This is a genomic window from Bacillus cereus group sp. Bc010 (assembly GCF_027716745.1).
Classification (GTDB): domain Bacteria; phylum Bacillota; class Bacilli; order Bacillales; family Bacillaceae_G; genus Bacillus_A; species Bacillus_A pacificus.
On the sequence record NZ_JAQFUY010000035.1, the window covers coordinates 19,546 to 40,291 of the forward strand.

Consider the following 20,746-nt stretch of genomic DNA (forward strand, 5'->3'; position numbering starts at 1 on the left):
GATAAAAGGAGAACACATGGAGTGTTCTCCTTTTATTATGGAATTTCATAGGGGGAAGCGAGATGAGTGAAACGCTACTCGTTATTATTAGTATATTACTATTATTAATGTTGATTTTAATCGTCTTTTTTATTATCACATTTTTTATAAAAAAACGGACGCATCATTCTATTTTAAAATTACATCCATACTTAGGAAGAATGCGTTACTTACTAGAAAAGATAGGGCCGGAATTCCGACAATATTGGTTTGATCACGATACAGATGGAAAACCTTTTTCACGTTACGATTTTCAAAGTGTTATGTTTTTAGCGAAGTATCGCTCTGAAATACTTGGTTTTGGGTCGAAACGAGATTTTGAAGCATCTGGTTATTATATTGCTAATACGTTGTTTCCGGTATTAACAGAAGAATTAAGTGTGAACGTAACGCAAGAACGTGAAGGGAAAAAGTATGTGATTCATAAAGAAGGATTATTTTCACGGAGAGAAAAATTGACAGCGGATACAACGAATCTTTGGTTATACGAAGAAGACGATGCAATTATCGTCGGCGAAAATCGTAAATATCCATGGAAACTGTATGGCATGTTTGGGGCATCAGCAACTTCTTACGGTGCGATTGGCGAAAATTATATTTTAGCGAGCGGCTTTGGAGCGAAAATGGCAGGCGGATCGTGGATTAATACTGGTGAAGGTGGCGTTATTCCAGAACATTTACATACAGGGGCGAATATCGTGGCGCAAATTGGTCCAGGGCTATTTGGATACCGTGATGAGGACGGGAATTTTTCAATGGAGAAATTTATGGAGAAAGTGAAAGAAAGTAATATTAAAGCATTTGAATTGAAATTTGGGCAAGGTGCGAAAATACGTGGTGGTCATTTAGAGGGGCAAAAAGTAAATGAGAAAATTGCTTCTGTTCGGAATGTACGAGTAGGAGAGACGATTAATTCTCCGAATCGATTTTCATTTTTGAACAATGCAGCAGATACACTTTATTTTATTCAGCGTTTGCAAGAAACGGGCGGGAAACCAATCGGTATGAAAATTGTAATTGGACAGCAGGAGCCGTTGGAAGATTTATTTAAAACGATGAAAGAGTTAAATATCTATCCGGATTTTATTACAATTGACGGTTCAGAAGGTGGATCAGGAGCAACATATAAATCGATGGCAGATAGTATGGGGATGCCGCTTATTCCAGCGTTACTGACATGTATTGATACAGCGAATCATTATGGTGTTCGTGATAAATTCAAAGTGTTTGCCTCGGGGAAATTAATTACACCAGATAAAGTGGCAATTGCTTTAGCGATTGGTGCAGATGCTGTAAACTCGGCACGTGGTTTTATGATGGCAAGCGGTTGTATTATGGCGCTGCAATGTAATTCTGGCCAATGTCCATCTGGTGTTGCCACGACGAATCCGCACTATCAAAAAGCACTAGATCCGTATGAGAAGAAGTGGCGAGTCATGAATTATATAATAAGTATGAGATATAGTTTGTTCTCACTTGCAGCAGCAGCGGGAGTAAAGAGTCCACGTCATTTAACGAGAGAGCATATTGTGTTCAAGGATGAGATGGGGCGGGTAGTTTCTCTTTCAGATTTGTTTCCTATAGTAAATCGAACTTAAAAGTATATTTGAAATGTAAGATTTTCAGGAGGAATAATCATATTCTTTAGAAAATATTAAGAGTATAATGGAAAGGCTTTTAAAAATAAATATTTTTAGGGAGAGATTCACTTGCAGCAAGGTTCGTACAGTATTACAATTTTTTTACTCGTTATAGGGCTCGTTATATTTAGACGTATGCGTTCTATGAATCGACCAATTAAAAATAAAGGAAGACGACTATTATTGCCATTATTCTTTTTATTTCCAGGTTTTTCTTTATATGCAGCACCAATCCAACTTGCTGGTTGGAAAATTGGGATAGTTGCTGGGATTGGACTGTTATTATCAATTCCACTTATTATTTTAAGTGGATATGAAATCAGAGAAGATGGTCAAATTTATGCAAAAAAAGTATTGCTTTTATTGCTACATTTTTAGTTATCGTTCTTTTACGTGCTTATTTTAGAAGACATTTACAAGGTTTAGATCCAAAGTCAATTGGCATTCTTTTCTACACCCTTGCGGTTTGTTATATAGTACCTTGGCGTATTGGGTGCTATATGAAATTCCGGAAAGTATATGTAGAGAAAGAGAGATTTGCGATGCCAATAAGCTGAAAGTCATACATTCGTATGGCTTTTTTCTTTTAAAATTTTTCGGATGAAAAATAAAAATAAGATGTGAAAAAATACACTGTTTTATTTTCTGAATATTTTCACTTTGATTTCTTTTGAAACCCTGGTAATCCACTGGGATAAAGGCGTTTATGAAGGTTTTCATATGTAGTAAAAAACACCTGTTCACTTGAAAGAACAAAAAATGTTTGTTAAGGTAGGGAACCATAAGCGAAAACAAGAAAATAGAAAAAGTCATTTTTCGAAATTTTGAATGGCTTATGTAACTAAGGGAGAGATTTGGTGAAGATTGAGATTATGGTTTCGCTTGCTATTTATATGGCAGGTATGTTGTATATCGGTTATTGGTCTTATAAGAAGACATCCGATTTATCAGATTATATGTTAGGCGGAAGGGGACTCGGTCCAGCGGTTACAGCTTTATCGGCTGGTGCTTCTGACATGAGTGGTTGGATGCTAATGGGATTACCTGGTGCGATGTATGCGACAGGGTTATCAAGTGTGTGGATTGCGATAGGTTTATTAATAGGTGCTTATGCAAACTATTTAATTCTTGCCCCGCGTTTGCGAACGTATACAGAAGTGGCTAATGATTCAATTACGATTCCAGACTTTTTAGAGAATCGATTTAAAGATCGTACGAAAATACTTCGTTTTGTCTCCGCTATCGTTATTTTAGTATTTTTCACATTTTATGCGTCGGCTGGTTTAGTATCAGGTGGACGTTTGTTTGAAAATTCTTTCAACCTTGATTATAAAATTGGTTTATTTGTAACTGTCGGTGTCGTAGTTGCTTATACACTATTCGGTGGTTTTTTAGCAGTAAGTTGGACCGACTTTGTGCAAGGGTGTATTATGTTTATTGCTCTCGTATTAGTACCAATTGTTGCTTTTACAGATGTCGGTGGTGTAACAGAGACCTACAATACGATTAAGCAAGTTGATGCATCGCATTTAGATATGTTTAAAGGGACCACAATTCTTGGTATTATTTCCTTTTTAGCATGGGGTCTTGGGTATTTTGGTCAACCACATATTATTGTCCGCTTTATGGCAATTACCTCTATTAAAGATTTGAAAACTTCTCGTAGAATCGGTATCGGTTGGATGGCGATTTCCATTATAGGTGCAATGCTTACTGGCTTGGTTGGTATCGCCTACTATGCTAAAAATAATGGGACATTACAAGACCCAGAAATGGTCTTTGTAACATTCTCAAACATTTTATTCCATCCGTACATTACCGGGTTTTTATTGTCAGCTATATTAGCTTCTATAATGAGTAGTATTTCCTCGCAATTACTTGTTATTTCAAGTGCAGTAACGGAAGATTTCTATAAAACATTTTTCCGTCGTAACGCAAGTGATAAAGAACTTGTATTTATCGGTAGACTGTCAGTTTTAGTAGTAGCTATGATCGCAGTTGTTTTAGCGTATCATCCAAGTGATACAATTTTAACACTCGTCGGTTATGCTTGGGCAGGATTTGGTTCAGCATTCGGACCTGCCATTTTATTAAGTTTATATTGGAAAAGAACGAACAAATGGGGCGTTCTTGCTGGGATGATTGTTGGTGCAGTAGTTGTAATTACTTGGGTACAAATTCCAAGTTTAAAAGCGACTATGTATGAAATGGTACCTGGATTCTTCTGTAGCTTATTAGCTGTGATTGTTGTAAGTTTAGTAACGAAAGAACCAGTTAAAGCAATTCATCGTGAATTTAATGAGATGGAAGCAGTGCTGGAAGAAGAAACGAAATGATTTGAAAAGGGAGTAAACGGTGAATAGCGTTTACTCCCTTTTCATTTTAAATGAAATAAGTAACTTGTTGACAAAGAAAAGTAAGTAACTTATAATAAGTGTTAAGTTTGAGGTAAATGATATTCTAAATCACGTTTTATCCCACTTTAATGGGTAGTAAAACCCCCACTGATTATGGTATTAAAGTGAGTAAATGTTTTTTGGAAACTATCTTGAAATCGAGATAATTTCGATAAGTTAAACGTTAATGTGTAATTTTACAATTAATATCTCGAATTCGAGATAAAATTATCATGACGGATTTTACTTTCTAGTATGGACAAAATGAATAATGAATTTTAATGTAAAGCAATTTTTATAATGAATTAAAAAGGAGTGGACGAAATGGAAAAGAAAACAATGGGGATACATCACATTACAGCAATTGTAGGACATCCACAAGAAAATGTAGATTTTTATGCTGGTGTATTAGGTTTACGTTTAGTGAAACAAACAGTAAATTTTGATGATCCGGGTACGTACCATCTTTATTTTGGTAATGAAGGAGGAAAGCCTGGAACAATTATTACGTTTTTCCCATGGGCAGGTGCTCGTCAAGGAGTTATTGGTGACGGTCAAGTAGGTATCACTTCTTATGTTGTACCAAAAGGTGCAATGGAGTTTTGGGAAAATCGATTAGAAAAATTCGATGTTTCGTATACAAAAATGACTCGATTTGGAGAGCAGTATTTAGAATTTGATGATCCGCATGGTTTGCATATAGAATTAGTAGAAAGAGAAGAGGGTGAATCAAATAATTGGACTTTTGGAGAAGTTACGCCAGAAGTAGCAATTAAAGGATTTGGTGGTGCGGTTCTATTATCGGCACAGCCTCAAAAAACTGCTGAACTGTTAGAACATATTATGGGTCTTGAGAAAATTGGAGAAGAAGGTGAATTCGTTCGATTCCGTTCTTCTGCTAAGATTGGAAATATTATCGACTTGAGGTTATCAACAATCGGTCGTGGCCAAATGGGCGTTGGTACAGTGCATCATATTGCTTGGAGAGCGAGTGACGATGCTGATCAGTTAGACTGGAAAGAGCATGTGTCCCGTTTTGGATACCACGTAACTCCTGTACAAGATCGTAATTATTTTAACGCAATTTATTTTAGAGAACACGGTGAAATTTTATTTGAAATTGCAACAGATCCTCCTGGTTTCGCTCATGATGAATCGTTGGAGACGATGGGTGAGGAATTAAAATTACCGGAACAATATGAACAGCATAGAAAACAGATTGAACAAACGCTTTTGCCGTTTGAAGTGAGACATTTAGATTAAAGTGATTGAAAGGGGAAAAGGATTATGATGAAACATGTTTTTCAAAAAGGAAAAGATACGTCAAAACCAGTGTTGTTATTACTTCATGGTACAGGAGGAAACGAATTAGATTTATTACCACTTGCAGAAATAGTTGATCCGGAAGCATCTGTATTAAGTGTTAGAGGAAATGTATTAGAAAATGGCATGCCACGTTTCTTCCGTAGATTGGCAGAAGGCATTTTTGATGAAGAAGATTTGATTTTCCGTACGAAGGAATTAAATGATTTTTTAGATGAAGCTGCAAAAGCATATGAATTTGATAGAAATAACATTGTAGCTATCGGGTATTCAAATGGAGCAAACATTGCGGCAAGCTTATTATTCCATTACGAAAATGCGTTAAAAGGTGCTGTGCTTCATCACCCAATGGTGCCTAGAAGAGGAACACAATTACCTAATTTAGCTGGGAAATCCGTGTTTATTGCTGCTGGAACAAATGATCCAATTTGTTCATCTTCTGAGTCAGAGGAATTGAAGCTACTATTAGAAAATGCAAACGCTAATGTAACAATGCATTGGGAAAATAGAGGACATCAATTAACGATGGGTGAAGTAGAAAAAGCAAAAGAATGGTATGGAAAAACAGTTCTATAAGTATAAATAATAAAAGAAGCATCTGCTAATCGTTAGCAGATGCTTCTTTTATTATTTAAGACTGGATTGCAAGGTGGGGTGAAGAAAGTGGTAGGTGAATATCGACGACCGTACCTTTATTTAATTCACTTGAAATGTGTAATTTACCATGATGTTCTTCAATTATTTTGTAACACATCATTAATCCTAGCCCTGTGCCTTTTTCTTTTAAACTATAAAACGGTTCGCCTAAACGGGAGATGCGATCTTCTGGGATACCGCAACCTTCATCGATAATCCGTATTAAGATGAAATTCCCCTCTAATGGTTTTGTTTGGATGAAAATATTTCCGCCATTTGGCATTGCTTCAATCGCATTTTTTAATATATTTATAAAAACTTGTTTTAATTGGTTACCGTCACATTGAATGTCATATACGTAATCAAAATGATCCATAATGATATGAACGCTATGCATAATTGCGGTTGGTAAAATAAATGTAACTACCTCTTCAATTAAAGTTTGTATGTTACAAGTTTGGATTGCTAATACTTGTGGTTTAGACATCGCCATAAATTGACTCGTGATAGATTCCATCTGTGAAATTTCACTTAACATAACATCGATATACCACTTCTGCTCCTCATTTATTTCAGGGAGTAGCAATGTTAGAAAACCTTTTAGAGAAGTGAGTGGATTTCGAATTTCATGAGCGATTCCAGCTGTCAGTTGTCCGACTACTGCGAGCTTTTCAGATTTTCGTAATAACTTTTCCGTTTCCTTTAGCTCAGTAATATCTCTTCCCATTACGATAAGACCTTTACGGGAGCCGTCAGGGTGATAGAGAGGAACTTTCGATATACTTAAGATTAGGTCGAAATCATCTCTATGAATAATAAATTCTTCACCATGAAGAATTTGTCTTTGTTGCCATGCTAATTCATCGACTTCTTCACAATGTAAAAAAGCTTCTCGGTACGCTTCATTATATTGAATGAGTTCACTATCTTTTTTTCCGTGGTAAGGTACATGATGGAAATTGAAGCAAGAAAGTGCGTAGTCATTTGCCTCAAGCCAGCGCCCTTCATGATCTTTAAATATAACAAACGCAGGCATGGAGTTTACTAATGTACGTAACCTCTTCTCACTTTCTTTAAGCTTTTTCTCAATTCTTTTTGATTTTTCAAGAGGCTTCATAATGGCATATACGCCAGTTAGACGATTTTGGACAAAAATAGGAACTAGTTTTGTCACGACATCTAATAAGAATCCATCTTTATGATAAATAGATAAAATATACTCTTGTTGATTATCCGCTTCCGTATTCTTTATATTTTGTAATACTTGCTCAGAAATATGAGCTTCTAAAATCGAGGTAATGCTTTTCCGCTCTAACTCTGAAGAAGTGTAACCTAGTATTCTTTCGGCAGAAGGATTAGTGTGTATAATAATTCCCTCTAAATTTAATGAAATAATACCATCAGGGTTGTGTTCGAACAGAGATGCGTACATTTCTGTTAATGAACAATCTTGTATATGGTTGCGTAAACGTCTAGAAATGTTCGGATGACGTTTTCTTTGAGTTGATGAATATTTTTTACGACTCATAATAGTTCCTCCGTACAAATAGCATCTAAAAAGATTTGTCTATTCATAACTATAATATAGATGTAATGTGTATTTCTATAAAAAATGGAAGTTATAGAATAAATTTTGTTTTCTTTATTTTTCGCAAAGTGAATGTAGGGTAGTAATAAGGGGAGCTTATATTGTTTTATAAACCTTCTGTAAGTTACAGGAGTAGGTTTTCCTTATAATATTAGGATAGAGGAGGGGAGAGAAAATGAAAAATTATATTCAAGGGATCGATCATGTACAAGTAGCTGCGCCTGTAGGGTGTTTAGCAGGTGTGAAGAAGAAGCACGAGAATTTTATGGTGAAAAAATAGGTATGGAGGAAATTCCGAAGCCAGAGGAATTAAAGAAACGTGGTGGATGTTGGTTTAAGTGTGGAAATCAAGAGATTCATATCGGAGTTGAGCAAAACTTCAATCCAACAAAAAAGGCGCATCCAGCTTTTTATGTTTTAAAAATTGATGAATTTAAACAAGAGTTAATAAAGCAAGGTATGGAAGTAATAGATGACCATGCACGTCCAGATGTAATTAGATTTTACGTATCAGATCCGTTCGGAAATCGAATTGAATTTATGGAAAATAAAAAACTAGGTGGAAATCCACCTAGTTTTTTAAACTTTTCTAAACAATCCTAATACTTCAACCGTTTCGGTAATGTTAACGAATGCATGAGGGTCAATTTCAGAAATTGTTAATTTCATACTTGCTAATTCTTCTCGAGAAACAACGGTCATAAGTACACGTTTCTTTTCGCTAGAATAAGCACCTTCGCCATCAAGTAATGTAATGCCACGTACAACAGTTGAAAGAAGTTGTTTTTTCATTTTTTCCGCTTCATTTGTTACAATCATAAGTGTAACCTTGCGATGTTTCGTATGAATAGCATCGATAACTTTACCAGTTACATAAATGGAAAGTAAGCTTGTAAGGGCAACATCCCAAGTGAAGAAGAATCCTGCAATAATAACAACGACTGCATTTAAAATAATAAGGAATCCACCAAGTTTAATGTCTCTTTTGCAAGACAACAACATACCGATAATATCAAATCCACCAGTTGATCCATTACAGTTAAAAACAAGACCGATACCAGCTCCGGCAATGACACCACCAAAGATGGAAGATAAAAGTGGATCTGTTGCTACGACTTTTACTGGAACGTAGTATAATGCAACAGATAATACAATAACAGAGACAATCGTGTTAAAAATTACTTTTTTTCCAAGGCCTATGTATCCTAAAATAAGGATAGGTAAGTTTAATACAAAGTTAATAATACCTGTGTTTACAGGAGTTACAATCCCTAAAATAATAGCAATTCCGCCAATTCCACTACTTAAAATTTTGTGGGGGATAAGGAAAAGATTAAAGGCAATCGCAATAATAATAGAACCAATAATAACACCAAGAAATCTGACCATCTCTTTCCCGTCCTTCACTAAAAAATTCATATTATTTCAAGATTATATATGATATTGAAAGTTTTGGGTAAAAACAGTTTATTTCGGTAAATTTGATTAATCAAAAGAATTTGAGTATTTTATCATTTGAAAGGGGATACAGTTGTGAAGATAAAAACATATCAACAGAAAAGCCCGTTGAAGCAAGAATGTGAGGATTCTTATTTTTGTAATGAAGAAAATAAGATGTATGGTGTATGTGACGGTGCAACACCTCTCGTCCCGTTTCGTGATGAACAGGGACATAATGGAGCATACATCGCTTCGCATTTATTTGCAAGTTATTTTGCTTCATTACGTGAAAATCATAGTTTACCAGTTGCAGTTGCAAAAGCAAATGAAGCATTGCAAAGAAAAATGTTAGAATATAAGGTAGATACGAGAAAAAAAGAGCATTTGTGGTGCACATGTATTGCGGCAGTTCAAATAGGTGGAGAGAAAATTGAATACGCACAGTTAGGGGACTGTATGATTGTCGCAATACTTCGAAATGGAACAATACAAGTATTAACGAAAGACACAGTTGAAGGAATTAGCAAACGAGCAAAAAAGAAGAGAGAAGAAGATCGTAAACAAGGGTTATCTGTACTAGAAGAACATGTTTTTCAAGATGTGCGAGAACAGTTAAAATATAATCGTTATCTTGCAAATATGCAGGGCGGGTATTCCGTTGCAAACGGAATGAAAGAAGCGATACATTATTTACAGCATGGTGAATTACATATAGATGAAGTGAGCGGCATTTTTATTTGTTCAGACGGATTATTCCACCCAGATTGGTCGCTCGAACAAGCTGTTGCATATATAAGAAAGAATAGTATAAGTGAATATGTAGCAATTATCGAAAAGCTAGAAGGAGAAAAGAGAATAAGACCAGATGATAAAACAATGATGATGATTGATTTTTAAGGGAGGATGTTCAAATGGAAATTAAATGTGTTAATTTAACCTTTCAAGATGAATTAGTTCCTTTAGAAAAAGTGAATAAACTGATTATCCACCATACATCCGAAGATGGATGGGATGTATATCAAACACATGAGTTTCATCAAAAAGTAAGAGGATGGAGCGGGATTGGTTACAATTATTTTATTGAAGAAGATGGAACCATAGTTGAAGGACGAGGTTTACATATTGGAGCACATGCGAAAGATAATAATAGGGATACAATTGGAATATGTATGACAGGTAATTTTGATAAATACGATCCAACTCCTGCACAAATGAATGCATTATATTCTTTATGTAAAATGTTTATGAAGCAGTTTGCTATAAAGAAAGAAAATATACTCGGTCATAGAGAGCTAGAAGGGGTTACAAAAACTTGTCCTGGAAAGCGTTTTTCTATGGTAGAGTTAAGAAACGTACTATCATAAATATAGAGGAGTAACAAATGATGATGAATATAAAAATACCAAATGATAAAAAAGAAGAGCTAGTAGCACAAATTCAGCAATTTTTCGTTGAAGAAGATTTAGATGAAATTGGACGCTTCCAAGCAGAGCGTTTAATAGAAGAAATGATTAAATTAGTAGGACCATTTGCATACAATCAAGCAATTGGAGATGCTAGAAAGCTTGTAATAGAGAAATTATCTAATATTGAAGAAGATTTGTATGTGTTAGAGAAGAATGAAGGAAAATAAAAAAGAGCCATTGGGCTCTTTTTTATTTCTCATTTTTATGTTCTTTATATTCATGTACTTTTTCTTTCACATTGCCAACCGTATCTTTAGCAGTGCCTTTTACTTTATCCCATTTTCCTTCAGCTTGTAATTTTTTATTGTCAGTTACTTTCCCGACAACTTCTTTTACTTCGCCTTTTACTTTATCAATAGCACCTTCTACTTTTTCTTTTAAACCATGATCATGTTCAGTCATACATTTCTCCTCCTTGTAGTTTGATTAGAATTTTCTTTTCATATTGCAAGTTGAATGATGTATCTAGTAATAGCTTAACAAATACAGTTTGAATATTCAAATGATTAATGGTATAGAAAAAGAATTGTCATAGAATGTATAAAATTGTAATGCAAGGAGAAGGAATGTTAATTATATGTCTTTTGCAGTCCATATTGATTTCGTATAAGCGATTTTCATATGAGCACGTTCCATATTATTTTGACTGCCGCTACCGAATTTTGCTTGTCCGACTATTAAATGACAATTGGATTCAATAGCTGTCTCAAGTCGTTTTTGAATTAAGGCAGTATGACAGCCTTTACGCTGAAATTCTGGCAAAGTAGCAGAAGCAGCTAATGAAGCAATCCCATTATTTATGTACAGAACACCAATGCCTGCAGGAGTATTTTGAACTTCGGCTATGAAAAAATACCATCCTGGTTTATCGTAAAGAATTTCGTTATTTTGGCGCACGCCATCTTTTGTAAAGGGTGGCATGTTAAAACCACGTACATATATATCTGCAAAAATATGAAATTCATTTTCTTTTAGTTGGCGTACTGAAATGTTAGAAGGAAGAAGGGAGGGGTTTTCTCTCGGTATACTATATAAAGCGGTATGGAAGCTAGATTGATAAAAACCTTTTTCAGATAAGTAATGAAATAGTTCAGCTGTACCTTGAGCGGGTGTAATTTCAAAACGACAAGGGATTTGTAGTGATTGATAATAAGAGATAATTTCATCTAACTCATCTGTATTTGTAAACTTATCTGTATTTGTAAATGTAATACCTTTTACCGTATTAAAAGCCGGACCAGCAATTACTTTTGATGAAAAAGCAGTGGCACTACCGAACTTTTTCATTTGTACTTGCATTGGATTTCCGTTTATTGCTTGTAATAGCGTTAATCTAGAAGAGAGCATATGTATTTCTGCGTTTTCAATTTCTTGAGCTGTATTAAACGTCATAATCGTACTCATAAAGTTCCTCCGTCAATAAATATATTTCATAGTACATATACGATGTTTGTTCTGAGATTCCTGTTGAAATGTAAGAGAATAAGAGGTTTTTTGGAAGGGAAATGGAAGTGAACTGTCGAAGGGAGTAGAAACAGATTAAAGGTGGTGCTCTCATGAAACAGAAAGACGTGCAGACATGCTCTAATTGTGGTTCTCAAAATATAGGAGAAGGTGAGTTTGTCGGTTATGCACAAATACGGAAAAAGGAGACGATGTTCACATCTTCACCGGTAGATGCTTATATTTGTACAGATTGCGGGAATGTCCTTTTATTAAAAGTACGACATTATGAAAAGTTTAAGCAGAAGCCGTTATGATTATTGAGAAGTGGTCATATCCAACATTGTATACGAAACGTCTTATATTAAGGGAAATTAATATGAGTGATAGTTTACATATATATGAGTATGCTGCAGATAAAGAGATGACAACTTATACTGTATGGGATGCTCATCAATCGTTATGTGACACATATAACTATGTAGAAGAAATTGTGAGTCAATATAATAAAGGACAAGTAGCGCCTCTTGGAATCGTGTTAAAAGAGAAGCAAAAACTTATAGGAACGTGTGGATTTATAAAATATGATTTGACCGCACATACAGCAGAAATTGCATACGCCTTATCTCGAAAATATTGGGGAAGAGGATTAGCTACCGAGGCTGTGTTAGCTTTTTTCTACTATGGTTTTCATGAGTTGCATCTTAATAGTATTGAAGTGGGATGTGATTCAGAAAATGAAGCATCTGAAAAATTAATGAAACGTTTGAATATGGAGTACGAGTGCACGATTCAAAAGGATATGTTCATTAAAGGTAAGTATCGTGACACGAAAAGATATTGTATATCTCGAGAAAGATATATGGATAAATGAAATATTTCATATTAAAAACTCCTTTAAATGAATAAGGGAGTTTTTATTTTTTATAACAATAATTACCTTTAATTGTTATAATTAGTTATTAGGAGAGGGTGATTTATTAACGCCACAATCTTAGAAGAAAAATAGTTAAATCGTATATAAAACCGCTATATAACACAATCGCAACCGTAAGTTGACAAAGTGCAACCATAGGAAGATAGAGATAAGTGCAATGTTTACATACAATTTAGGTAAGAAAACAAAGGGGGACACACATATGGGATTTGGTGAGAAGCTTTTTAAATTAAGAAAAGAAAAAGGTCTTTCTCAAGAAGCATTAGCCGAGAAATTAAACACAACAAGGCAAGCGGTTAGTAAATGGGAAAACGGTCAAGGTTTTCCTGAAACTGAAAAGTTAATAATGATTGGAAATGTATTTGAAGTATCATTGGATTATTTATTAAAGGAAACTGCTGAGCAAAGTAATGAAAATGTAGATGGATATTACGTAAGTCAGGAAATGGCAGAAGGGTATGTAGTGTATGGACAAAAAATTTCTAAATATATTGCGTTAGGATTTAGTTTGCTCATTTTATCTACAATACCGTATTTATTATTTAAAGAAAATGCAACAGTGTCGACATTCCTTGTCATTATTATTGCTGTTCTTGGAATTGGAGCAATGATGGTACCTGCAACGATAGAAGAGAGTCGATACAATGTATTGAAAAAAGAAGAACTATTATTTGATCAAAACTTTCTAAAAGAATTGACAAAAAGATATGCGATTATTAAGAAAAAGTATGCGGCAGTAATGATCATTGGATTTTGTTTTATAGCCGCAGGCGCAATACCGTTTTTGTTTGAGAAAAAGCATATCACTTCAGGAGAATTAGTGCAGTATTACCCTTACTGTGTTGTACTTATTGCAATTGGAGTCTATCTTTTTGTTCGTGTGTTAGGAGTATTAGAGGTGTATCGAATTTTAGTAGAAAATAAAGAATATAGTAATCGTCTTATTTTTAAACTGAAAAAGAAAGTGAGAGAAAAAGTGGATAATTTTTAATAGGAGAAAACATACTTTTATGAAAAGTTAAGATAGGAGTGTAATGATGTCAAATCTTCTAGAAATTGAAAATTTAAGTAAATCATTTGGAAACAAAGTTGTTTTAAGAGATGTTTCTTTCAATGTGCCGTCTGGATCAATTGTTGGATTCATTGGTGACAATGGGGCAGGGAAATCAACAACTTTTAAAACAGTACTACAATTAATTTCTAAAGATAGTGGTACAGTCAAAATATTTGGTAAAGAAAATATAAATAAAGATGCCAAGAATAAGGGGAAGATTGGAGTCGTATTTGATGCTATGAATCTCCCGGCTCATCTTACAATAAAACAAATAAATAAGGTTTTTGAAAAGATGTTTGACTCTTGGGATAGAGAAAATTTTTACCGATTAGTTCATTCTTTCTCTTTACCTACTTATGAAAAAGTAGGTAGGTTTTCCCGTGGAATGTCGATGAAACTATCTATAGCTGTTGCATTATCACATAATGCCAAATTATTAATTCTAGATGAAGCGACGGGAGGTCTTGATCCTTCATCTAGGGAGCAGGTGTTAGAGGAATTAAAAAGTTTTGTGAATAAAAGTAATGGTGGTATATTACTTTCTTCACATATTATGAGTGATGTAGAAAAAATAGCTAGTCACCTTATTGTGATAAAAGATGGAGAAATTTTATTGAATGAAGAAAAGGATAAGGTTTTAGACAATTATGCCATTGTAGGTGTTGATGAGGAACAACTAACTTTAATCAACAAAGATATAGTTGTGGTGAAAAGGAATAATGGTTCTTATTTCAATGTACTTGTATCAGATGTGCATAAACTACCAAATGGGATTGCTCATAGAACTATTTCGATAGAAGAAATAAGTGTTTTATTAACAAGGAGTGAAAAATAAATGAAAGGTTTATTATTGACAAACTATTATCTAGTGTATCGAACTTTCTTTACGTTCATGGGAATAGCGATATTAGGATCGGGATTTGTTTTTTATTTTGGTAATGCTTCAATGTACCGTTTAATTGCTACATTCATTATCTTATTTGCTGCAATTCCTGCACTTGAAGTTATTAAGTATGAGAGTAAGTCGGGTTATGAAAAATATGTACTTACTTTACCGGTTACTAGAAATAACATTGTGCAAAGTCACTACCTTTTCTATTTTATAGTTGTAATTATTGGTACTTTATTATCGTATAGCATATTTTACGTACATGCTTCAGTTTCAGATACGCCAATTGATGATGATATATTTAAGAGTGTTTCTTTAGGGACGTTCATCATCCTTAATGCCGGAGCAATAGCCTATCCACTCCTCTATATTTTTGGAGCAGAAAAATCTGATGCTATTACAATTGGAGGCGCATGTGGGGGACTTGTTATTTATTTTGGATTACAAAGTGTAATTGGCTATTTAATAGGACAATTTCCAATATCAAATTTAAATTTATCTGTATACGTTTCAATTCTATATACAATATTTGGCGTTATCATATATATCTTTTCTTTTGTTATTTCGGTATTTATATATCGTAAGAAGGAATTTTAGTATATTTTCTCTTAGTATTTTCTGAATTATTTCCAAAGAAATAATTCAGAAAATACAGAAAAATGTCGTAATTATTTACGAGAGTCTGTTATAATAAACGAAAAATGAAAACGCTTTAAAGGGGGATATAACCAATATGATGATGAATGTACCGCTAACAATTAGTTCTATGATGGAAAGAGCAGAAAAATTGTTTTCAAAGAAAGAAATTGTTTCACGGACACATGATACAATTACGACGTTAACGTATAAGCAGTTAGGTGAAAGGACGAGAAGGCTTTCCAGTGCGTTAAAAAAGTTAGGAATTAAGGAAGGCGAGCGTATAGGAACGTTAGCGTGGAATCATCATCGACATGTGGAAGCGTATTTTGCTATTCCAGGTATTGCTTCTGTTTTGCACACAATTAATATTCGTTTATCTCCTCAACATATTTTATATATTATTCAGCACGCAGAAGATCGCATTCTACTTATAGATGAAGATCTCGTACCGCTCGTTGAAAATATTCAATCACAACTATCAGCTGTACAAGCTTACATTATTATGACTGATAAAGATGAACTTCCAAATACTACGCTAGAACCTGTATATCATTATGAAAAGCTATTAGAAGAAGGCGATCCAAATTTCCAATTTGTAAAAGATATTGATGAAAACACACCTGCTGGTATGTGTTATACGTCGGCGACTACAGGAAATCCAAAAGGTGTTGTATATACGCATCGTAGTACTGTATTGCATTGTATGGCACTTGGTTTAGCGGATACAGCTGCTTTATCGGAAAGTGATGCAGCAATGGCGATTGTACCGATGTTCCATGTGAATGCTTGGGGACTTCCTTTCGCTGCTACGTGGTTTGGATCAAAACAAGTTCTTCCAGGACCGATGTTTACACCCAAAATTTTATTAGAAATGATCCAATCTGAAAAAGTGACGTTAGCTGCTGGTGTGCCGACAATTTGGCTCGGTGTATTACAAGAGTTAGAAAATAATAGTTACGATTTATCTAGTATGACGAGAATACTATGTGGTGGTGCAGCTGCACCGAAAAGTGTTATTAAAGCATTTGAACAGAAACATAATGTTCCTTTCATCCATGCATATGGTATGACGGAAACGAGCCCACTCGTAACACTTGCGCGTTTAAAAAGTTATGAAACAGAATTATCGTATGAAGAGCAATTAGAAATTCGATCAAAACAAGGGTATCTTGTACCTGGTGTAGAGATGAAAGTAGTCGGTACAAATGGTGAAGTGAAGTGGGATGGTACAGAGATGGGAGAACTTTGTTTACGAGCACCATGGATCGCTGAAAGCTATTATAACGATGAGCGTACTGTCGAAGGTTTTCGTGATGGATGGTTATATACAGGAGATGTTGTCACAGTCGATGAGGAAGGTTGCGTGAAAATTGTTGACCGTACGAAAGATGTTATTAAAAGTGGGGGAGAATGGATTTCCTCAGTGGACCTTGAAAATGCTTTAATGGCACATGATGCTATATTTGAAGCAGCTGTCGTTGCCGTTCCTCATCCGCAGTGGCAAGAGCGACCAGTTGCCTGCGTTGTTCAAAAGAAAAATAGTACAGTAACAAAAGAAGAAATATATGCGTTTTTAAAACCGCAGTTTGCAAAGTGGTGGTTGCCAGACGAGATTGTATTTATGGAAGAAATACCGAAAACATCTGTTGGGAAGTTTTTAAAACAAGCGCTTCGGAAAGAACTTGAGCATTTGGGTAAAGGGGAATAATGGAATTCATATTTGTAAACCTATTATGAAAATAAGTTGACAAATTCTAGATAGAAATATAATATAACTTCTATAATATGTTATCCGAAAATTATTTTCAGTTTACAAATGGGAGAAGCAAATATGAATACAAAAAACTTAGTTTTCGTCGCTTTATTTAGTTCTATTATGGGAGTGTTAGGATTAATTCCTCCAATTGCTCTTTCTATTACACCAGTTCCAATTACATTACAATCACTTGGTGTTATGCTTGCTGGTGGACTGTTAGGATCACGTCTTGGTGCATTAAGTCAACTTGTTTTCTTACTTATTGTAGGAGTTGGAGCACCATTACTTGCTGGTGGACGTGGTGGCTTTGGTGTATTTGTTGGGCCAAGTGCAGGATATTTACTTGGTTATATTGTTGGAGCGTTTGTCATTGGTTATTTAATTGAGCGTTTACGTGAAGTTTCTATAATAAAAGTATTATGCATTAATATAATTGGTGGTATTTTCGTAGTTTATGTATTGGGTATTATTGTACAAGCTTTCGTAATGGATATTTCTATATGGCAGACGATGAAAGTAAGTGCTGTGTTCTTACCAGGGGATTGTATAAAAATAATTATTGCAGCAGTTCTTGTAACAAAATTACACCGTTCATTGAAACATATTATTACGCCTGCTTTAAAGAGTGGGAAATATACAAATGCGGGATAAAAAAGAGAAGAAACACGTTCATTGCGTGTTTCTTTTTATTATTTTTAAGAGAAAGGACGTCTCATATGGGGATTACAAAAGAATATAAAAAGCATGCTTCCTTACAACCGAATAAAATAGCAATAAAGGAAAATGATCGAGTTTTAACATATAAAGAGTGGTTTGAGTCAGTGTGTAAAGTAGCAAGCTGGTTGGATGAAAAAAAGTCAAAGAATAAAACGATAGCAATTGTATTAGAAAATCGTATCGAGTTTTTACAACTATTTGCTGGTGCTGCTATGGCCGGATGGGTTTGTGTGCCATTCGATATAAGGTGGAAACAGCATGAGCTTAAAGAAAGGATTGCAATCAGTGATCCGGATGTGATTGTGACAGAGCGATATAAGGTAAATGATCTACCCGGTGAAGAAGGAAGAGTAATAGAAATTGATGAGTGGAAAAGAATGATAGAGCACTATCTTCCTACATATCAGTCCGTAAAAAATGTACAAAATGCTCCTTTTTACATCGGATTCACATCAGGATCAACTGGAAAAGCAAAAGCATTTTTACGTGAACAACAATCGTGGGTTCATAGTTTCGATTGCAATATACATGATTTTCATATGAAAGAAGAAGATTCTATTTTAATAGCTGGAACGCTCGTTCATTCTCTTTTTTTATACGGGGCAATAAGTGCATTATATATAGGACAAACGGTGCATATTATGAGAAAGTTTATTCCAAATCAAGTGTTGGATAAGTTAGAAACGGAAAAAAATTCGGTCATGTATACAGTTCCGACAATGCTAGAATCTTTATATAAAGAAAAGAGAGTAATAGAAAATACATTGAAAATTATTTCGTCAGGAGCGAAATGGGAAGCTGAGGCGAAAGAAAAAATAAAGAGTATATTTCCTTATGCGCAAAAATATGAATTTTACGGTGCATCGGAACTAAGTTTTGTAACAGCATTAGTTGATGAAGAGAGTGAAAGAAGGCCAAATTCAGTAGGGAAATCTTGTCACAATGTGCAAGTTCGAATATGTAATGGAGCAGGTGAAGAAGTACAGAAAGGTGAGGTAGGAACTGTTTATGTGAAAAGTGATCAGTTTTTTATGGGTTACATATTAAATGGGATTGTAGTTCCAGAATTGAATGCAGATGGCTGGATGACAGTGCGAGATGTAGGCTATGAAGATGAAGAAGGCTTTATATATATTGTAGGTAGAGAAAAGAATATGATTTTATTTGGAGGAATTAATATTTTTCCAGAAGAAATAGAAAGTGTATTACATGAACATCCAGCTGTAGATGAAATAGTTATAGTTGGTGTGAATGATAGTTATTGGGGTGAAAAGCCTGTCGCCATCGTCAAAGGAAGTGCTACGAGGCAACAATTAAAGAGTTTTTGCTTACAACGATTATCCTCGTTTAAAATACCGAAAGAATGGCATTTTGTAGATGAAATACCTTATACAAATAGTGGAAAGATTGCTCGTATGGTAGCAAAAAGTATGATTGAAAAACGGGAGAAAATATATGAATAGGGCAGTTATTGTAGAGGCGAAAAGAACACCCATTGGCAAGGAGAATGGGATGTTAAAAGATTATGAAGTTCAGCAATTAGCAGCACCACTCCTTACGTTTTTAAGTAAAGGGATTGAGAGAGAAATAGACGATGTTATATTAGGGAATGTTGTGGGACCAGGAGGGAATATTGCGAGATTATCTGCTTTAGAAGCAGGACTAGGTTATCATATTCCGGGAGTAACAATTGATCGGCAATGTGGTGCCGGATTGGAAGCGATTCGCACCGCATGTTATTTCATTCAAGGCGGGGCAGGTAATTGTTATATTGCAGGAGGAGTAGAGAGTACAAGTACATCACCTTTTCAAAATAGAGCACGATTTTCACCAGAAACAATAGGTGATCCTGATATGGGAGTAGCGGCTGAATATGTTGCAGAACGTTATAACATCACGAGAGAAATGCAAGACGAGTATGCTTGCCTCAGTTACAAACGAACACTGCAAGCATTAGAAAAAGGATATATACATGATGAAATAATGTCTTTTAATGGATTATTAGATGAATCTATAAAGCTAGAAATGAATTATGAACGAATGATTAAAAGAACAAAACCTGCATTTTTACAAAATGGTACAGTAACGGCAGGGAATTCATGTGGTGTAAATGATGGGGCATGTGCAGTTCTTGTAATGGAAGAGCGGCAAGCTCGAAAATTAGGATACAAGCCTGTTCTTCGTTTTGTTCGCAGTGCTGTAGTTGGAGTAGATCCCAACCTTCCGGGGACTGGTCCAATATTTGCGGTGAACAAATTACTAAACGAAAGGAATATGAAAGTAGAGGACATCGATTATTTTGAAATAAATGAAGCATTTGCTTCAAAAGTTGTAGCTTGTGCAAAGGAGTTACAAATTCCATATGAAAAATTAAATGTAAATGGTGGTGCAATTGCACTCGGTCATCCGTACGGTGCATCTGGGGCTATGCTTGTAACACGTTTGTTTTATCAGGCGAAACGAGAGCGTATAAAATATGGAATCACGACATTAGGAATAGGGGGCGGAATAGGGCTTGCTTTATTATTTGAGAAAGTAGAAGACTAGCGAGGTATTAACTGTACTATGATTAATAGGGGATAATTAGTTCAATATATGAGTTAATATCCGCTCTTAGTAACTATAAAACAAACAAATATTATTCTATATTTTGGGGTTACCTGAGGTTGAATTTGTAAGCTTGAGCCTCAGATTATTGGTATAATGTATTGACACTCCCACGGCTAAAGCCGCAAGCTGACTAACGTCAGTGGGATTCTTGCTACCAAAGGCGACGTCTATTT

General features: G+C 34.9%; 20 protein-coding genes and 2 pseudogenes. 18 read left to right on the forward strand and 4 right to left on the reverse strand.

The genetic code is table 11. From position 1 onward, the window contains the following. Positions 1 to 62: 62 nt before the first annotated feature. The 5 genes and pseudogenes from PDQ68_RS24275 to PDQ68_RS24295 all read left to right on the forward strand — a co-directional run bounded on the left by PDQ68_RS24275 (position 63) and on the right by PDQ68_RS24295 (position 5,974). Positions 63 to 1,637, forward strand: coding sequence for an FMN-binding glutamate synthase family protein (locus PDQ68_RS24275; RefSeq protein ID WP_061183398.1), 1,575 nt, complete (start codon positions 63 to 65; stop codon positions 1,635 to 1,637). A 111-nt stretch (positions 1,638 to 1,748) separates the two neighbouring features. Continuing rightward, positions 1,749 to 2,236 (forward strand): annotated as a pseudogene (locus tag PDQ68_RS24280) (CcdC protein domain-containing protein). A gap of 300 nt (positions 2,237 to 2,536) precedes the next feature. Further along, positions 2,537 to 4,015 carry a sodium/proline symporter PutP gene (gene putP, locus PDQ68_RS24285; RefSeq protein ID WP_000687613.1) on the forward strand — a complete coding sequence of 493 codons (1,479 nt, stop codon included), beginning with the start codon at positions 2,537 to 2,539 and terminating at the stop codon, positions 4,013 to 4,015. A 384-nt stretch (positions 4,016 to 4,399) separates the two neighbouring features. Further along, the gene (locus tag PDQ68_RS24290; protein WP_016718240.1) at positions 4,400 to 5,338 is read left to right on the forward strand and encodes a ring-cleaving dioxygenase; all 939 of its coding nucleotides are present in this window, start codon (positions 4,400 to 4,402) and stop codon (positions 5,336 to 5,338) included. Positions 5,339 to 5,362: 24 nt separating this feature from the next. Next, on the forward strand, positions 5,363 to 5,974 hold the full coding sequence (locus PDQ68_RS24295) for an alpha/beta hydrolase (RefSeq protein ID WP_016718239.1): 612 nt from the start codon (positions 5,363 to 5,365) through the stop codon (positions 5,972 to 5,974). Between the two features lie 55 nt (positions 5,975 to 6,029). Here the strand turns inward: PDQ68_RS24295 and PDQ68_RS24300 are convergent, their stop codons facing one another. Continuing rightward, positions 6,030 to 7,562 carry a BA3702 family sensor histidine kinase gene (locus PDQ68_RS24300; protein WP_061183397.1) on the reverse strand — a complete coding sequence of 511 codons (1,533 nt, stop codon included), beginning with the start codon at positions 7,560 to 7,562 and terminating at the stop codon, positions 6,030 to 6,032. 235 nt (positions 7,563 to 7,797) lie between these two features. Here PDQ68_RS24300 and PDQ68_RS24305 point away from each other — a divergent pair. After that, a pseudogene (locus tag PDQ68_RS24305) lies at positions 7,798 to 8,225 on the forward strand (VOC family protein). On the opposite strand, the gene PDQ68_RS24310 reads toward PDQ68_RS24305, so the two are convergent. After that, the gene (locus PDQ68_RS24310) at positions 8,202 to 9,041 is read right to left on the reverse strand and encodes a YitT family protein (RefSeq protein ID WP_270787038.1); all 840 of its coding nucleotides are present in this window, start codon (positions 9,039 to 9,041) and stop codon (positions 8,202 to 8,204) included. The pseudogene PDQ68_RS24305 and the gene PDQ68_RS24310 overlap by 24 nt on opposite strands. 96 nt (positions 9,042 to 9,137) lie before the next feature. On the opposite strand from PDQ68_RS24310, the gene PDQ68_RS24315 reads away from it, so the two are divergent. The 3 genes from PDQ68_RS24315 to PDQ68_RS24325 are packed head-to-tail and all read left to right on the forward strand — an operon-like array spanning position 9,138 to position 10,695. Further along, positions 9,138 to 9,959 (forward strand): protein phosphatase 2C domain-containing protein, encoded by an 822-nt coding sequence (locus PDQ68_RS24315; RefSeq protein WP_061183395.1) that lies wholly within the window; start codon positions 9,138 to 9,140, stop codon positions 9,957 to 9,959. Between the two features lie 14 nt (positions 9,960 to 9,973). Continuing rightward, complete coding sequence (locus PDQ68_RS24320; RefSeq protein WP_000402972.1) at positions 9,974 to 10,426, forward strand: peptidoglycan recognition protein family protein; 453 nt, start codon at positions 9,974 to 9,976, stop codon at positions 10,424 to 10,426. Between the two features lie 17 nt (positions 10,427 to 10,443). Continuing rightward, positions 10,444 to 10,695 carry a DUF2164 domain-containing protein gene (locus PDQ68_RS24325; protein ID WP_041184504.1) on the forward strand — a complete coding sequence of 84 codons (252 nt, stop codon included), beginning with the start codon at positions 10,444 to 10,446 and terminating at the stop codon, positions 10,693 to 10,695. Positions 10,696 to 10,717: 22 nt separating this feature from the next. Here the strand turns inward: PDQ68_RS24325 and PDQ68_RS24330 are convergent, their stop codons facing one another. Both PDQ68_RS24330 and PDQ68_RS24335 read right to left on the reverse strand, forming a co-directional pair. Then, positions 10,718 to 10,930, reverse strand: coding sequence for a CsbD family protein (locus PDQ68_RS24330; protein ID WP_061183394.1), 213 nt, complete (start codon positions 10,928 to 10,930; stop codon positions 10,718 to 10,720). 171 nt (positions 10,931 to 11,101) lie between these two features. Further along, a complete protein-coding gene (locus PDQ68_RS24335) occupies positions 11,102 to 11,932 on the reverse strand; it encodes a GNAT family N-acetyltransferase (protein ID WP_270787042.1) in 831 nt (276 codons plus the stop codon). A gap of 152 nt (positions 11,933 to 12,084) precedes the next feature. Between PDQ68_RS24335 and PDQ68_RS24340 the strand changes: the two genes are divergently transcribed. The 9 genes from PDQ68_RS24340 (at position 12,085) to PDQ68_RS24380 (ending at position 20,510) form a co-directional block, all read left to right on the forward strand. Next, positions 12,085 to 12,288 carry a hypothetical protein gene (locus PDQ68_RS24340; RefSeq protein ID WP_000810212.1) on the forward strand — a complete coding sequence of 68 codons (204 nt, stop codon included), beginning with the start codon at positions 12,085 to 12,087 and terminating at the stop codon, positions 12,286 to 12,288. Further along, entirely contained in the window at positions 12,285 to 12,845 is a 561-nt protein-coding gene (locus PDQ68_RS24345; protein ID WP_061183392.1) for a GNAT family N-acetyltransferase, read from the forward strand. The genes PDQ68_RS24340 and PDQ68_RS24345 overlap by 4 nt, the downstream gene beginning before the upstream one ends. Positions 12,846 to 13,110: 265 nt before the next feature. Beyond that, positions 13,111 to 13,899 carry a helix-turn-helix domain-containing protein gene (locus PDQ68_RS24350; protein ID WP_061183391.1) on the forward strand — a complete coding sequence of 263 codons (789 nt, stop codon included), beginning with the start codon at positions 13,111 to 13,113 and terminating at the stop codon, positions 13,897 to 13,899. A gap of 46 nt (positions 13,900 to 13,945) precedes the next feature. Beyond that, entirely contained in the window at positions 13,946 to 14,797 is an 852-nt protein-coding gene (locus PDQ68_RS24355; protein ID WP_016718230.1) for an ABC transporter ATP-binding protein, read from the forward strand. Continuing rightward, complete coding sequence (locus tag PDQ68_RS24360) at positions 14,798 to 15,448, forward strand: ABC-2 transporter permease (RefSeq protein WP_000677371.1); 651 nt, start codon at positions 14,798 to 14,800, stop codon at positions 15,446 to 15,448. Positions 15,449 to 15,584: 136 nt separating this feature from the next. After that, complete coding sequence (locus PDQ68_RS24365) at positions 15,585 to 17,198, forward strand: long-chain fatty acid--CoA ligase (RefSeq protein ID WP_061183390.1); 1,614 nt, start codon at positions 15,585 to 15,587, stop codon at positions 17,196 to 17,198. 123 nt (positions 17,199 to 17,321) lie between these two features. Further along, positions 17,322 to 17,897 carry a biotin transporter BioY gene (locus PDQ68_RS24370; RefSeq protein ID WP_001093342.1) on the forward strand — a complete coding sequence of 192 codons (576 nt, stop codon included), beginning with the start codon at positions 17,322 to 17,324 and terminating at the stop codon, positions 17,895 to 17,897. A 65-nt stretch (positions 17,898 to 17,962) separates the two neighbouring features. Continuing rightward, positions 17,963 to 19,426, forward strand: coding sequence for an acyl-CoA synthetase (locus PDQ68_RS24375; protein ID WP_000513146.1), 1,464 nt, complete (start codon positions 17,963 to 17,965; stop codon positions 19,424 to 19,426). Further along, positions 19,419 to 20,510 carry an acetyl-CoA C-acyltransferase gene (locus PDQ68_RS24380; protein WP_061183389.1) on the forward strand — a complete coding sequence of 364 codons (1,092 nt, stop codon included), beginning with the start codon at positions 19,419 to 19,421 and terminating at the stop codon, positions 20,508 to 20,510. Before PDQ68_RS24375 ends, PDQ68_RS24380 begins: the two co-directional genes overlap by 8 nt. Positions 20,511 to 20,746: the final 236 nt, after the last annotated feature.

What these genes read in the sequence shown, in the direction of transcription:
- PDQ68_RS24275 (WP_061183398.1), top strand. Translation starts at nt 63, where the DNA reads ATGAGTGAAACGCTACTCGTTATTATTAGTATATTACTATTATTAATG.
- PDQ68_RS24290 (WP_016718240.1), top strand. Translation starts at nt 4,400, where the DNA reads ATGGAAAAGAAAACAATGGGGATACATCACATTACAGCAATTGTAGGA.
- PDQ68_RS24295 (WP_016718239.1), top strand. Translation starts at nt 5,363, where the DNA reads ATGATGAAACATGTTTTTCAAAAAGGAAAAGATACGTCAAAACCAGTG.
- PDQ68_RS24300 (WP_061183397.1), bottom strand. Translation starts at nt 7,562, where the DNA reads ATGAGTCGTAAAAAATATTCATCAACTCAAAGAAAACGTCATCCGAAC.
- PDQ68_RS24310 (WP_270787038.1), bottom strand. Translation starts at nt 9,041, where the DNA reads ATGAATTTTTTAGTGAAGGACGGGAAAGAGATGGTCAGATTTCTTGGT.
- PDQ68_RS24320 (WP_000402972.1), top strand. Translation starts at nt 9,974, where the DNA reads ATGGAAATTAAATGTGTTAATTTAACCTTTCAAGATGAATTAGTTCCT.
- PDQ68_RS24325 (WP_041184504.1), top strand. Translation starts at nt 10,444, where the DNA reads ATGATGATGAATATAAAAATACCAAATGATAAAAAAGAAGAGCTAGTA.
- PDQ68_RS24330 (WP_061183394.1), bottom strand. Translation starts at nt 10,930, where the DNA reads ATGACTGAACATGATCATGGTTTAAAAGAAAAAGTAGAAGGTGCTATT.
- PDQ68_RS24335 (WP_270787042.1), bottom strand. Translation starts at nt 11,932, where the DNA reads ATGAGTACGATTATGACGTTTAATACAGCTCAAGAAATTGAAAACGCA.
- PDQ68_RS24340 (WP_000810212.1), top strand. Translation starts at nt 12,085, where the DNA reads ATGAAACAGAAAGACGTGCAGACATGCTCTAATTGTGGTTCTCAAAAT.
- PDQ68_RS24345 (WP_061183392.1), top strand. Translation starts at nt 12,285, where the DNA reads ATGATTATTGAGAAGTGGTCATATCCAACATTGTATACGAAACGTCTT.
- PDQ68_RS24350 (WP_061183391.1), top strand. Translation starts at nt 13,111, where the DNA reads ATGGGATTTGGTGAGAAGCTTTTTAAATTAAGAAAAGAAAAAGGTCTT.
- PDQ68_RS24355 (WP_016718230.1), top strand. Translation starts at nt 13,946, where the DNA reads ATGTCAAATCTTCTAGAAATTGAAAATTTAAGTAAATCATTTGGAAAC.
- PDQ68_RS24360 (WP_000677371.1), top strand. Translation starts at nt 14,798, where the DNA reads ATGAAAGGTTTATTATTGACAAACTATTATCTAGTGTATCGAACTTTC.
- PDQ68_RS24365 (WP_061183390.1), top strand. Translation starts at nt 15,585, where the DNA reads ATGATGATGAATGTACCGCTAACAATTAGTTCTATGATGGAAAGAGCA.
- PDQ68_RS24370 (WP_001093342.1), top strand. Translation starts at nt 17,322, where the DNA reads ATGAATACAAAAAACTTAGTTTTCGTCGCTTTATTTAGTTCTATTATG.
- PDQ68_RS24375 (WP_000513146.1), top strand. Translation starts at nt 17,963, where the DNA reads ATGGGGATTACAAAAGAATATAAAAAGCATGCTTCCTTACAACCGAAT.
- PDQ68_RS24380 (WP_061183389.1), top strand. Translation starts at nt 19,419, where the DNA reads ATGAATAGGGCAGTTATTGTAGAGGCGAAAAGAACACCCATTGGCAAG.